The sequence below is a fragment of the Silanimonas sp. genome (assembly GCF_027530345.1).
Lineage (GTDB): Bacteria > Pseudomonadota > Gammaproteobacteria > Xanthomonadales > Xanthomonadaceae > Silanimonas.
Map to the genome: position 1 here is coordinate 1 of NZ_JAPZQK010000008.1, position 12,409 is coordinate 12,409.

Here is a 12,409-nt window from a genome sequence, read left to right on the forward strand (position 1 = left end):
CCACTGCGACGAATACTCGGACTGGTGCTCCAGCACCATCCGAACCGAACGCTCACGCACCTCGGGTGCGTACCTCGCCAATCTGTTCATGCTCCAATCCTCTCAAGGTTCGGAGCCTCCGAGAAAGCCGGGGCGGTTCAGAACCAGTCGAAAGCCGATGGCGAAACCATCGGCTTTTTCTATTTCTAGTTCAAGAAAGGGTAGTGTTTGTATGGCTACGTATCACGTCGAACTCAAGGCGGGGAAGAAGGGGAGTGCGGAGAAGCACTCCAGATACATTGCGCGGGAGCAGGAGTACCGGAACCGGGGGGACCTCCTCTTTTCGGGGCACGGGAACATGCCCTCGTGGGCGCTGGAGAGCCCCGGAGTGTTCTGGCGGCCCGCAGACATGTTCGAACGCGCGAACGGCGCGGTGTACCGGGAGATGATCATCGCGCTGCCTCGGGGGATGGAGGAGGATCAACTCCGCAACCTCGTTGAAGACATGATCCCCGGTCTGATTGCTGGTAGGCCCTACCAGTACGCCGTCCACACGCCAGACTCATCGATTGATGGCGGCGAGAACCCGCACCTTCACCTGATGTACTCGGACCGCGTCGATGACGGCGTCAATCGACCCCCAGAGCAGTACTTCATGCGGTACAACCCTGCTCGTCCCGACAAGGGCGGGTGCAAGAAGCTGAGCGGAGGGCTCAATCGCCTGCAGCTTCGTGACGACCTGATTGCGAAGCGTCGGCATGTCGCGGACGTACAGAACGCCCACCTGAAGCTGTATGGACGGACGGACCTGGTGGACTATCGGACGCTGAAGGAACAAGGCGTCGAACGGCCACCGGAGCGTCACTTGGGTCCGGCCAGAGTCCGACAGATGGGCCAGGACGAGCGTGCGGCAGTTGCCGGCGGAAGGGGTGGAATCGACGCCAGTCGCGTTACAACGGAGTTGAACTGAGTCCTGGGGCATCCCCGCGACCTCGGCCCCGCGAGGTTCGGTAGTGTCGCTCCGGAGGGTGCCTCAGGGGCGGAATCGGCAGTCGGAGGCTGCCCGCGGGGCGGGCACAAAAAAAACCTGCTACGGACGTAGCAGGTTTTCGGTTCGTACATCGGATTTGGTGACCTAGAGCGGCTGAAGGGCCTAAACACCGGACGTCGGGGCGTACATGTGTCCTTGGGTCATGATCGGCTGCCCAGGCAGGGGTTTCAGCTCCACATACCGTCGTCCGTTCTTCCGCACGCTCCTCAGTTCTCCGCGTTGTTCGAGCGTTGCAAGCAGTTGGTCGATCGTTTCAGGGTCTCGCAGGTGGCGCGGTCCGTACCGCGCGAGGTCGGCCTGAAGCACCGGGGGCGGCAGCGCGTACATGCTACGGTACTTGCAGCTCAGCCATTCGCTGAGACAGTCGGCGTCACGGTTGTGGCTCACCTCCGGCACGAAGTACTTCAGGTAGTGCCGCGAGAAGTGCTGGCAGATCACGATGGCACACCACATGACCTTCTCGCTGATTGGTCCGTCGAACCCTTCGTACACATGAAGCAGTCCGGCGACGCGCGTGACGTTCTCAGGCAGTCGTCGCGCGTGCTCCGGGGCGCATTCGAGGTGCCCGCCCGGACTGCTCGCTTGGAGAATGTGGTGGCGGTAACGACGCCAGACCTCCGCCGCTTCAGCGCCCATCACCAGTACCTTGCGTTTCGCGTCACGTTTGTCTGCAGCATCGACGTTGAGCTTCAGCAGGCACAGCCCACGCTCCTCGAAGGCGCGCTTCGCCGGGGTTTCAGTTTGGCCGAGATTGAAGCGCTGGACGCCCAACGCGATCGGTGCGACAGCGGTGATCACACGGCCGAGGAAGCCGTCGTCGCGCAGCTCATCGCCCTTCTTGCGCAGGACCCGGCCGATCACTCCAGGCTGGACCATCACGAGCATGGTCAGCCTGGCATTCCGGAGAGCGAGATTGCCGGTGTGGACCCGCCGGGTGCGAATCGTTTCGCCAGACCACAGGGCATTCAGCTTGATCGAGGCCGCCTGGACGAGGCCCGTCATCAGATCCTTGCCTTCGAACGACACGAGGCCGCCCATGCGAAGTTCGTGGAGTCCAGCGACGAGTGCGGGGACCGTGGTGTCCTTGTAGAGGAACGAACGGCCACTCAGCGCGGGCCAGTCACTCGACTCGAACTCTTCAATGAAGGTCAGAAAGTGACTGCCCGCAACGGACTTCCCGGAGCCAGTCTCTCCGACGCCAATCATCATCAGCGAGACCGGGCAGACCTTGCCGTCAGGGCTCTCGACGTCGACAAGGTTCTGGCAGGACATGGCCATAGCCGCCAAGGCGCATGCATAGCCGAAGTCCGCCGGTTGACCCGTCACCATCTCGAACTCATTGACGGCGTTCTGGAAGATCGGAACCGGCAGGTTGCCAAGTTTGTAATCGATGGCGCCCGGACTGTAGGCCTCCGACGGCATGCCGGGTTGGATGAAGTTACGGTAGCTCACGGCGTGCTCTCCTCAGTCACGTCCGCAGCCGAGATCGCGCCCGGAAAAGCGAGCGCCGCGGCCATCAGCCCGCTCGGGTGCTTGGGCTTGTTGAACAGCGACGGCGTAGCCTGGCCGCAGGTCGGGCAGGGGCCAGCCCCGCTCTCGTCCCGGCTCGCGAACGTCTCGATCAGTTCGTCGAAGAGCGCCGGGTACAGCTTGAGACCGGCGTCTTCGAGGATCTTCAGCAGGACCTTGCGCGGCACGTTGCGACCAAGGGCGTCCCGGACCCCGGGGTAGTACTGCTCGAACTGCTTCATCTTCTGGCGCTTGGTGTCGCCGTCCAGCGACGCAATCAGGCGAAGAGCCTTCTGCGCCTTGGTCTCGCGGCCCTCGGAGGCTTTCACGTCCGTCTTCACGTCATTCGGAGTCGTCATGGCTTGGCCCTCAGTGCACGCGACGGCTGGCGCGAGAGTTCACCCACGCATTGAGTTCGTCGACGTAGTAATAGGTCGGGCCATTCTCCGAGTCGCCGAGCTTGAACTTGAGGGGGAACGTGGGGTCCCACGAAGCGTGCTTCGGGTTCTGGCGTGCCCAGAACTTGCTCTTGCGGCAGCCGGTCAGCTTCATCGCTTCGTTCGCGCAGACGAACTTGGGACGAGGAGTCTCGATGCAGTCGTCGTTGGCGGCAGTTTCACGGATCAAGGTCTTCAGCGACTGAACCTCCTGAAACAGGCGGAGGATCATCGGGTAGAGCGGATGCGTCTCGGCTTCCCGTGCCTTAAGGTTGCTCTTCATCTTGGGTACTCGCGGTTAGGTCGTACGGGCGGAGGTTGTCCTCCGGCAGCCACTGATGTGGCGGCGGGCGAGAGCATCGCCGGGGGGAATTCCTGGTGGCCATCCGGACTTTTTTGGACGCGAATGGACCCATCCGGCCGGCAAGGGTTGTCCTTCCCGCGATCTAGGGCCTCTGGGAGAGGTGGGGTGTCATGCGGGGCCGATCGCCCCCGTGTTGCCGGCGTGGGATTTGCCCGATGACGACGGTCGATGCTTGTCGGCTTTTCTGGTGCAGCGGGCTAGCGCAGGAGCGATCCCGAGAGAGTTACGGGATCGAACGAGAACACGTGCTCAGTGGGCGAGTCATGGCATCGCCCAACGAGGCGATCTGGATAGGCGGAACCGCCTTCGTCCAGGTCCACGTCTGCCGAGCACACCGGGCATACCCCCCAGTGCCGCACGACGGAGAAGACTCGTCCCCCCACCTTCCGATCACTGTCGTGCATGGCACGCAACTGACCATGAAGCTGACTGATCGCCAGATAGGACACTCCTGCCAGGGTGACCCGACGACTGGGCAGCTCCCTGACCGGGCGCGAGAGTGTCCATAGCCCGATCGAGAGGGCCACCACCAGCGCGAGTTGCGCGAGGTCTGCCGTGGACACCGGCCGGGGTCTGGACCAGTCCAAGTAGACGAGAAAGCCGAGCGCCCCGATGAGTCCCATGTTGAGGACCGCGGAACCCAGCAGGACGTAGCCCCGCCACGAATTGATGCGGAAGGGCTGGCTTCCAACCAGAAGCCTCATCCACAGCGCCGGCTTAGCGGGGTCGATTCGATAAGTGATGGCTAGAGGTCCCACCGGTTGGGGGGCGGCGGCCGGCGGATCGCGGAGACTCCTCTCGATGCTCGTGTCATCAGGGGCGAATGGGACCGCTTCCTCAAAGGCGATCGAGAAGCGGGTCATGTGATGCCGCCCCCCGCCGGCATGGATAACGAGGCTCGGCACAAGCTCGCTTCCCCGATCTCGGGAGAACTGTGCAAGGTGGGTCTTCCGGCTCGACCACCATCGCCCCATTTCCCCGGCTCGAAGCGGGGCAACGGGGAGGGCGGAGTCTCCTCCCTTCTGGAGACGCCACAGGTCAGCAAGGGTTTGGCTGTCCTTCTCGGGGGGAGGGTCGCCTCGCTCGAGGGCTACCGACGTCGCCTCGAGCAGGTGACGCAAAGCCATTGGAATGCGCTGCTGGCCGCCGTTCTGCTCGATCCAGTCAAGGGCGAGCCTCACCGCAAAAACCTGGGGATTCCTGGTTTCCCCGCCTTTTGGACTGTTTCCCTGCATGGCCTCCGCCGACCTTTTGCTTTCCCTTTTCCCGAGGAAAGCACAATGCCGTTGCCGCCGGAAACGTTCCAGCTTGAAAGCTCAGAACCCCGCCCTACGGGACGGTCCGGCTTTCGGGTCCCCTTTGGGCTGCGAGACGGGCGCGCCTGGGCGCCGGCCGAGGTCGCGAAGGGAAAGGCCTGCGGTTGCGTCTGCCCCGGTTGTCACGCCCCCCTCTCCGCGAAGGCTCAGAACAGTCGGCGGAAGCGACCGCACTTCGCCCACCTGGTCGACATGGGATGCACGACAGGGCGCGAAACCGGAATCCACCTTCGGGCAAAGCAGCTCATCGCCGAGAGGGGGCGGCTGCTGCTGCCAACGTGGATGGGGTCGCCCCAGATGACCCCCAACCCTCCACTGGAGCAAGACATCTCCGGCTATTGGCACCAAGGACGGGGTGTCGACGTTCCCGAGAGATGGGGCACCCTAAACGAGGTCCGCTTGGAGCATCGAATGGGCGCGTTCACGCCTGACGTCCTTGCCGTGGAGGACGAGGAAACACTCCTGATCGAGGTCCGGGTGACGCATGCCGTCGATGAGCCCAAGCTGGAGTGGGCGAGATGCGCCGGCTATCGGATGCTCGAGATCGATCTTTCTAGGCTGGATCGGAACACACCCCACGACATCGAGGCATTCGAGCACGCCGTCCTGTCGGACGCGAGGAATCGGCACTGGATCGCGCATCCGGCAGCGGAACTCGAATGGCAGCAGTCCAAAGCGGAGTTGATTCAGCAGGTTGCCGAGCGGAATGCATGGATCACTGACCAGCGCGAGCGGGCAGCTCTCGCTGAAAAGGACCGAAGGGAGAAACTGCTTCGTGGTGCGAAGCAAAGAGACGAGCGAAAAGAGTTCGTGCGACGGCAGGCCCGTGGGAAGCATGCCGAAGACTTAAGCATGCTCATGAGCCTGACGGATCCCGTTCGAGTAGCACGCCTTCTCGAGGACTACCGCCAAGCATCGGAAGACCGAGTGGCCACACTTCTGAACGGCGTTCCGGAAACCGTCCGGGACGCCATGTGTTCATGGCACAAGGATGCGTGGGTCTTCGGCATCCACCCAATGGCGTGGCAACTCCAGGCCTATGTTCACTTCGTTGGACGCCAGTCCGCCGGACACCGCTTCAACCAGCGCGACGTCTCCAGCTGGGTTCGGCGCAGCTTTCCTACCGAAGCCTCTCTCTACCGACTGTTCGTCGCCAAGTACGTAGCGCGCGCCGAAGCCCGAAAAGCCGGGTATGCCAAGCGATCACTGGATTACTGGGTGTTTTCTCCGGAAGAGAATGCGCGGATCCCGGACTTCTATGCGCCGATCAACGACTTCATCCAACGCCTGGTTCGAGCCAAAGTTATCCGCGAGATGCCCGCACCAATTGGCGAATGCGAGGTTGCTGTCTGAAGCGGCTCGGGTAACTTTCCATTCGTCGTGATCGCTCGGTCACTTCTTGTGCAGAAGATCGTCGATAACGTTACTGATCTGCTCCTTCCGCTCTATGGCGGAGGCGAGTTCGACCGCGCTCACGCAATCGGCTGCTTTCTCAAGAAGCACTCGCTGAAGATCCAGCTTGGCCTCGTTCCTTTCCGAGAATCCTAGAATTCCTGCTTTCATCCACTCGTATCGAAGGCTCCACGCCTGCGACAAGGCTTCTGGAATCTCGGCGGGTTCGTCTGGGTCGCCGAGGACCCTCTTTTTGAGTGTTGAGCTTAGTGATCGGGAAATCGTTCCCTTTCCGTACGCGCGGACTAGGAACTTTGTTGGTGACCTGTGCTCATCCAGCACCGAGAGAGCCGCTGCAACCACTTCGGTCATCGAGACCTTGATCATCCCTGTGTCGAGGGTGCCTCTGCTGAAGGCCAGAGTGCGCGACAGTAGCTCCACGGACTCTTTGGCGGACTGTTCGAAGTCCGCAGCGCTCGGACGAAATCCGATGGCTGCTTCCACCATCGCCATGACAGCATCTCGTCGTTCAACAAGTAGCGACGTGACGTCTCGAAGTTCGATTGCTTGGGTTGCAAAATCAATCTCCTGGTCTAGCTCGGAGACAAAGGTTGCTGATGCTGCATTGAGGAGCGGCAGTACATTGTTGACTCGGGATGTCTTGGTCGAAGAAGGCAGGACCCCGTGAAGGGAAAGCAGGAAGTTCAGAGATTCCCAGCGATGCGTGTGCGTGTAGAGGTCAACATCGAGTCGCCTCTCTTGGTGAGTCTTCTCTTCAGCTGGAAAGTCGATTTCAGAAATTCGGCGACTAGCGTTGCGAAGGAATTGAATGCCTTCGCTTCGCCAGATGTTTCCCCGGCTAGCTGCGAGAAGTGATGAGAACGCGGCATCGATCCAGTCAGGTATTGAGCTGTAGAACGAGTCGATCTTGTCCGCGACGACGGTAGCAATCTCGATGCTCAGGTAATCCCTAAGCTCGGCGACCGTGGAGGAGAAGCTTCTCGAATAGAGGGTGGGGTGTTCGGTTCGTGACTCGAACGACGCGCTTGCGAGCGTGGGCAGCCTGAGGAGGCTGAAGATTCGCTCCCTTCTGCCAGACAGATGCTTGTTCGGATCGCGGCCAAGTTGTTCAAGCAAGTAAACAACACGAAGGGTGTTTTGCTTGTCAGGGTAATCGCTGAGGCGAGCACCGACGAGCGTTTTGATGGCTTGTCCGAGGTGTTCGAACTCGTTATTGCGCGTTTCCGGATCGTCTCCGGCCTTCCTCTCGGCGCGCACCTTCGTTGCCAGTGCTCTCAGGTAGCATTGTGATCTGGGGATGTCGGTGCTCGAGCCGAGATCGAAGGGGTCTGCGAAGACCTCCCGGCGTTTCTCCGGAGTCATCGCTTCCCTGAGGATTAGACGAAGTAGCGAGATGGAGGGGCCTTCAGATTGAAGAATCGTCTCGCTTCTGAGGCTGCGATAGCGCTCGTCGTTCCCGAAGATGAATTGCTTCGTGAACAGATCAATGTCCAGTTGCTCGCCGACGCGGTTGAGAGTGTCGGCATTCAGGGGGATAGGCATGCTGTGAGGATGGTTGGCCTGGGCGCCGAGGGCAGCATCTGACCACTCCTCACACACCGTTCGAAAGGTGCCTCCTCATCTGGCGTCGGTTGAGTCGGCTGCCCCGCGCTTCAGATCCTCGTAGGAGACGGGGAGCGTCGACCCGACAGCCGCTCCATCTCCGGTAAGCTCTCGCCCTCTTTGACGCCCGCGGCACCGTTTCGGAATGCGGGTATCTAAGCGGGTACGGATGCCGATAGGTCGTCATCAAGCCCAATAAAAACAAGGACTTGATGCTTTTATGTTGCTGATGATCGACAACTACGACAGCTTCACCTTCAACCTCGTGCAGTACCTGCAGGAGCTCGGTGAGGACGTCCGCGTCGTCCGCAACGACGAGCTCACCGTGGCACAGATCGACGCGCTCAAGCCCGACCGCATTGTCATCTCGCCAGGCCCCTGTACGCCGAACGAGGCGGGCGTGTCCGTCGAGGTGATGAAGACGCTGGGCCCGCGCATCCCGGTGTTCGGCGTCTGCCTCGGCCACCAATCGCTGGGGCAGGCCTTCGGCGGCGACGTCGTGCGCGCCAAGGTCATCATGCATGGCAAGACTTCGCCGATCCGCCACGCCGGCTTGGGCGTGTTCGCCGGTATTCCCGACCCGTTCGAGGCCACGCGCTACCACTCGCTGGTGGTGAAGCAGGAGACCCTGCCCGCCGCGCTCGAAGTCACCGCATGGACGGAAGGCGAAGACGGCGGCATCGACGAGATCATGGGCTTGCGCCATCGCGAGTTCCCGGTCGAAGGCGTGCAGTTCCACCCCGAGTCCATCCTCACGCAGCACGGCCACGCGCTGCTGAAGAACTTCATCGAGCGTCGCTGATGCGTGCGGTTCTTCTCGCCTCCGCATTCGCCGCGCTGTGCCTCGGGGCACTTCCGGTCCTCGCGGTCCCATCGACGGATGCCGAACCTGCGCCTTCGGCCCGCACCGCGGGCGCCGAGCGCCTCGACGGCGCCAGTGCCGAAGCGTTTGCCGACAGCCTTGCCGCGCTCGAGGCGGACATGGGGGATGCCGCGAAGCTGGCCCTGCACATGAAGCTCGCGCAGGTGCGGGCCAAGTTGGCCGAGCAGCGCGGCCGCCCGCTCACCGACGCGGAGTTCGCCACGGCGCTGGACGGCAAGACGCTGGCCGAGCTCGACACCCTCGCCGACGCCGCGCCGACGCACATCACCATCGATATCGAAACCAGCGACGACACCTGACCATGCCTTTGTCCCCCCAGCAGGCGCTCCAGCGCATCATCGAGCACCGCGAGATCTTCCACGACGAGATGATCGACCTGATGCGCCAGGTCATGCGCGGCGATGTCTCGCCGGTGATGACCGCGGCCATCTTCATCGCGCTGCGCGTACGCAAGGAAACGGTGGGCGAGATCGCTGGTGCCGCGGAAGTGATGCGCGAGTTCTCCGCGAAGGTGGAGGTCGCCGACCCGGCGCACTTCGTCGACATCGTCGGCACCGGTGGCGACGGCGCGCACACCTTCAACATCTCGACCGCCAGCATGTTCGTGGCGGCGGCGGCCGGCGCCACCGTGGCAAAGCACGGCAATCGCAGCGTCAGCTCGAAGTCGGGCAGCGCCGACGTGCTCGAAGCGCTTGGCTGCGCCATCGAGTTGCAGCCGGCGCAAGTGGCGGCCTGCCTCGCCGAGAGCGGCATGGGCTTCATGTTCGCGCCCATCCACCATCCGGCGATGAAGAACGTCGCGCCCGTGCGCCGCGAAATGGCCGTCCGCACGCTGTTCAACATCCTCGGCCCGCTGACCAATCCGGCGGGTGCGCCGAACATCCTGATGGGCGTCTTCCATCCCGACCTCGTCGGCATCCAGGCCCGCGTGCTGAAGAAGCTCGGCAGCAAGCGCGCCCTGGTGGTCTGGGGCCGCGACGGCGTCGACGAGATCTCGCTCGGCGAGCGCACCTTGGTCGGTGAACTGCGCAACGGCGAGATCAGCGAGTACGAGATCGCCCCGGAGGATTTCGGTCTGGCCCGCGCGCCGCTGTCGGCGCTCCGCGTCGACGACCCGCAAGCCTCGAAGGCGATGCTGCTCGAGGCCATCGAAGGTCGGGGCGGCCCCGCTGCCGACGTCGTCGCACTGAACGCCGGCGCCGCGCTCTATGCCGCCGGCATTGCCGTGAGCATCCAGGACGGCCTCGCCCGTGCTCGCGCCGAAATGGCGAAGGGCACGCCGCGCGCGAAGCTCGACCAGTTCGTCGCCCTGACGAACGCCAAGGCCGGAGCCGGCGCATGAGCGACATCCTGCAGAAGATCCTCGCCCGCAAGGCCGAGGAAGTCGCCGCCCGTCGAGCCCAGGCCCCGCTGGCCGAGGTGGCCGCCCGTGCCCGCGATGCGTCGCCGGTCCGCGGCTTCGCCGCTGCGCTCGAAGCGAAGATCGCCGCCGGCCACGCCGCGGTGATCGCCGAGGTGAAGAAGGCGAGCCCGTCGAAGGGCGTGCTGCGCGCCGACTTCCGTCCCGCAGACATCGCCGCCAGCTACGAACGCGGCGGCGCGGCCTGCCTCTCGGTGCTGACCGACGTGGACTTCTTCCAGGGCCACGACGACTACCTCGTGCAGGCCCGTTCGGCCTGCGCGCTGCCGGTGCTGCGGAAGGACTTCACCGTCGACGAGTACCAGATCCACGAAGCCCGCGCGCTCGGCGCCGATGCGGTGCTGCTGATCGTCGCGGCGCTCGACGATGCGCAGCTTGCCGGCCTCAGCAATTTGGCGATGGGCTTGGGCTTGGACGTGCTGGTCGAAGTGCACGACGCCGACGAGCTCGAGCGTGCGCTGCAGACGGCTTCGCCGCTGATCGGCATCAACAACCGCAACCTGCGCACCTTCGACGTCTCGCTCGATGCCACGCTTGGCATGAAAGCCTCGGTGCCGGCGGACCGTCGCCTCGTCACCGAGAGCGGCATCCTTGCCCGCACGGACGTGGAAACGATGCGCACTGCCGGCGTGCATGCCTTCCTCGTCGGCGAAGCCTTCATGCGCGCCGAGGAGCCCGGCGAGGCCCTGCGCGCGCTGTTCGACTGAGTGCGATGCGGCGCCATGAGGGCGCCGCCGGGTCCCGCTTCAGCGGGTGCCGTACACCACGATGGTCTTGCCGCGGGCGTGCAGCAGGCCCTGCTCCTGCAGCTGCTTGAGGACGCGGCCGGCCATTTCGCGCGAGCAGCCGACGATCCGCGCCAGCTCCTGGCGCGACACGCGGATCTGCGTGCCCTGCGGGTGGCTCATCGCGTCGGGTTCCTGGCAGAGATCGTGCAGGGCGCGGATGATACGGCTGCCGACATCGAGGAAGGCGAGGCGGCTGGCCTTGCGGCTGGTTTCGAGCAGGCGCTTGGAGAGCTGGGCGCCGATGACGTAGAGCAGCTTGGGCGCGTCGGCCGAGAGCGGGCCGGTGAGCAGCTGGTGCAAGCGCTCGTAGCTGATCTCGGCCAGTTCGACCGGCGACCGGGTGCGCAGCGTCACCACGCGCTTGTCGGCTTTCACGAAGAGGCCCATCTCGCCAACGAAGTCGCCGGGGTTGGCGTAGCTCAACACCAGTTCGCGGTCCTCGGATTCCTCGCTGATCACGCTGACCGAGCCGGAGACCACGTAGTACAGCGTCGTGGCCGCATCGCCCGGGCGGAACACGTCGGTGCGGTTCGGGTACTTGCGTCGATGGCACTGGTCGAGGAAGCGCGCCAGCGTGGCTTTGTCGAGGTCCAGTGGCGAACTGGCCACCTGCGAGCGGACCGTCGGGGTCAGCAGGGTGGCGGAGGCGGTCTGGATCATGGGGTGTCCCTTCGAAGCGTTTCCTTAGCTTATGGCCCCCGGGACTGTGGATTCAATCGCATTTTCGCCCCGCTGACCCGAAAGGGTGGCCCCCGGGGGCGCGTTGCCCGATAATCCCGGCCCCTTAGCGCCACCCCTCCTCAAGGACCCCCGCCGTGGTCAAGCCGCTGCCGCGTCTCCGCCTGCAAGGTTTCAACAACCTGACCAAGGCGCTGAGCTTCAACATCTACGACGTCTGCTACGCGGTCACCGAGGAGCAGCGCCAGCGCTACATCGAGTACATCGACGAGGCGTACAACGCCGAGCGCCTGACCCAGATCCTGACCGACGTGGCCGAGATCATCGGCGCGAACATCCTCAACGTGGCCCGCCAGGACTACGACCCGCAGGGCGCCTCGGTGACGATTCTCATCTCCGAGGAGCCGGTCATCGACAAGAAGGCGGCCGGCAAGGAGATCATCGCCGACGCCGTCGTCGAGCACGACGAGGCCCCGGAAGCCTCGGTGGTCGCGCACCTCGACAAGTCGCACATCACGGTGCACACCTATCCGGAAACGCACCCGCACAACGGCATCGCGACCTTCCGCGCCGACATCGACGTGGCGACCTGCGGCGTCATCTCGCCGCTGAAGGCCCTGAACTACCTGATCGAGAGCTTCGAGTCCGACATCGTGATCATGGACTACCGCGTCCGTGGCTTCACCCGCGACGTGAAGGGCACGAAGCACTACATCGACCACCGCATCAACTCGATCCAGGACTTCCTCGCGAAGCCCATCAAGTCGAAGTACGAGATGATCGACGTGAACGTCTACCAGGAGAACATCTTCCACACGAAGATGCACCTGAAGGAGTTCGACCTCGACACCTACCTGTTCGAGGAAAAGGCCAAGAACCTCAGCTTCAAGGACCGCATGCGCATCGAGGCGCAGCTGAAGCGCGAGATCGAAGAGCTGTTCCACGGCCGCAACCTGACCTGACCCGCGC

General features: G+C 63.5%; 13 protein-coding genes. 7 read left to right on the forward strand and 6 right to left on the reverse strand.

Going from position 1 to position 12,409, the window contains the following annotated elements:
- Positions 1-211: 211 nt before the first annotated feature.
- Positions 212-949 (forward strand): MobA/MobL family protein, encoded by a 738-nt coding sequence (locus tag O9255_RS04570; RefSeq protein ID WP_297865664.1) that lies wholly within the window; start codon positions 212-214, stop codon positions 947-949.
- A 183-nt stretch (positions 950-1,132) separates the two neighbouring features.
- On the opposite strand, the gene O9255_RS04575 is transcribed toward O9255_RS04570, so the two are convergent.
- From O9255_RS04575 to O9255_RS04590, 4 genes are all read right to left on the reverse strand, one after another.
- Complete coding sequence (locus O9255_RS04575; protein ID WP_297865665.1) at positions 1,133-2,482, reverse strand: DUF3987 domain-containing protein; 1,350 nt, start codon at positions 2,480-2,482, stop codon at positions 1,133-1,135.
- Positions 2,479-2,898, reverse strand: a complete 420-nt coding sequence (locus O9255_RS04580; RefSeq protein ID WP_297865666.1) for a hypothetical protein — start codon at positions 2,896-2,898, stop codon at positions 2,479-2,481. Before O9255_RS04580 ends, O9255_RS04575 begins: the two co-directional genes overlap by 4 nt.
- 10 nt (positions 2,899-2,908) lie before the next feature.
- Positions 2,909-3,208 carry a hypothetical protein gene (locus tag O9255_RS04585; protein ID WP_297865667.1) on the reverse strand — a complete coding sequence of 100 codons (300 nt, stop codon included), beginning with the start codon at positions 3,206-3,208 and terminating at the stop codon, positions 2,909-2,911.
- Between the two features lie 329 nt (positions 3,209-3,537).
- Positions 3,538-4,203 (reverse strand): hypothetical protein, encoded by a 666-nt coding sequence (locus O9255_RS04590; RefSeq protein ID WP_297865668.1) that lies wholly within the window; start codon positions 4,201-4,203, stop codon positions 3,538-3,540.
- 3 nt (positions 4,204-4,206) lie between these two features.
- On the opposite strand from O9255_RS04590, the gene O9255_RS04595 reads away from it, so the two are divergent.
- Complete coding sequence (locus tag O9255_RS04595; protein ID WP_297865669.1) at positions 4,207-6,009, forward strand: hypothetical protein; 1,803 nt, start codon at positions 4,207-4,209, stop codon at positions 6,007-6,009.
- Between the two features lie 39 nt (positions 6,010-6,048).
- Here the strand turns inward: O9255_RS04595 and O9255_RS04600 are convergent, their stop codons facing one another.
- On the reverse strand, positions 6,049-7,611 hold the full coding sequence (locus O9255_RS04600; RefSeq protein ID WP_297865670.1) for a hypothetical protein: 1,563 nt from the start codon (positions 7,609-7,611) through the stop codon (positions 6,049-6,051).
- A 280-nt stretch (positions 7,612-7,891) separates the two neighbouring features.
- Here O9255_RS04600 and O9255_RS04605 point away from each other — a divergent pair, with 280 nt between their 5' ends.
- From O9255_RS04605 to trpC, 4 genes are read left to right on the forward strand one after another with little or no spacing between them, the layout of a single operon-like run.
- Complete coding sequence (locus tag O9255_RS04605; protein WP_297865671.1) at positions 7,892-8,473, forward strand: aminodeoxychorismate/anthranilate synthase component II; 582 nt, start codon at positions 7,892-7,894, stop codon at positions 8,471-8,473.
- Entirely contained in the window at positions 8,473-8,853 is a 381-nt protein-coding gene (locus tag O9255_RS04610) for a hypothetical protein (protein WP_297865672.1), read from the forward strand. The genes O9255_RS04605 and O9255_RS04610 overlap by 1 nt, the downstream gene beginning before the upstream one ends.
- 2 nt (positions 8,854-8,855) lie before the next feature.
- On the forward strand, positions 8,856-9,896 hold the full coding sequence (gene trpD / locus O9255_RS04615; protein WP_297865673.1) for an anthranilate phosphoribosyltransferase: 1,041 nt from the start codon (positions 8,856-8,858) through the stop codon (positions 9,894-9,896).
- Positions 9,893-10,681, forward strand: coding sequence for an indole-3-glycerol phosphate synthase TrpC (gene trpC / locus O9255_RS04620; RefSeq protein WP_297865674.1), 789 nt, complete (start codon positions 9,893-9,895; stop codon positions 10,679-10,681). Before trpD ends, trpC begins: the two co-directional genes overlap by 4 nt.
- A gap of 39 nt (positions 10,682-10,720) precedes the next feature.
- Here the strand turns inward: trpC and crp are convergent, their stop codons facing one another.
- Positions 10,721-11,422, reverse strand: a complete 702-nt coding sequence (gene crp, locus O9255_RS04625) for a cAMP-activated global transcriptional regulator CRP (RefSeq protein WP_297865675.1) — start codon at positions 11,420-11,422, stop codon at positions 10,721-10,723.
- Positions 11,423-11,577: 155 nt separating this feature from the next.
- Here crp and speD point away from each other — a divergent pair, with 155 nt between their 5' ends.
- Positions 11,578-12,402 carry an adenosylmethionine decarboxylase gene (gene speD, locus O9255_RS04630; protein ID WP_297865676.1) on the forward strand — a complete coding sequence of 275 codons (825 nt, stop codon included), beginning with the start codon at positions 11,578-11,580 and terminating at the stop codon, positions 12,400-12,402.
- Positions 12,403-12,409: the final 7 nt, after the last annotated feature.

Excerpts from the sequence above, each read along its gene's own strand:
- O9255_RS04600 (WP_297865670.1), bottom strand. The coding sequence starts at position 7,611 with ATGCCTATCCCCCTGAATGCCGACACTCTCAACCGCGTCGGCGAGCAA.
- crp (WP_297865675.1), bottom strand. The coding sequence starts at position 11,422 with ATGATCCAGACCGCCTCCGCCACCCTGCTGACCCCGACGGTCCGCTCG.
- O9255_RS04590 (WP_297865668.1), bottom strand. The coding sequence starts at position 4,203 with ATGACCCGCTTCTCGATCGCCTTTGAGGAAGCGGTCCCATTCGCCCCT.
- O9255_RS04605 (WP_297865671.1), top strand. The coding sequence starts at position 7,892 with ATGTTGCTGATGATCGACAACTACGACAGCTTCACCTTCAACCTCGTG.
- O9255_RS04580 (WP_297865666.1), bottom strand. The coding sequence starts at position 2,898 with ATGACGACTCCGAATGACGTGAAGACGGACGTGAAAGCCTCCGAGGGC.
- trpC (WP_297865674.1), top strand. The coding sequence starts at position 9,893 with ATGAGCGACATCCTGCAGAAGATCCTCGCCCGCAAGGCCGAGGAAGTC.
- O9255_RS04585 (WP_297865667.1), bottom strand. The coding sequence starts at position 3,208 with ATGATCCTCCGCCTGTTTCAGGAGGTTCAGTCGCTGAAGACCTTGATC.
- O9255_RS04570 (WP_297865664.1), top strand. The coding sequence starts at position 212 with ATGGCTACGTATCACGTCGAACTCAAGGCGGGGAAGAAGGGGAGTGCG.
- trpD (WP_297865673.1), top strand. The coding sequence starts at position 8,856 with ATGCCTTTGTCCCCCCAGCAGGCGCTCCAGCGCATCATCGAGCACCGC.
- O9255_RS04610 (WP_297865672.1), top strand. The coding sequence starts at position 8,473 with ATGCGTGCGGTTCTTCTCGCCTCCGCATTCGCCGCGCTGTGCCTCGGG.
- O9255_RS04595 (WP_297865669.1), top strand. The coding sequence starts at position 4,207 with ATGCCGCCCCCCGCCGGCATGGATAACGAGGCTCGGCACAAGCTCGCT.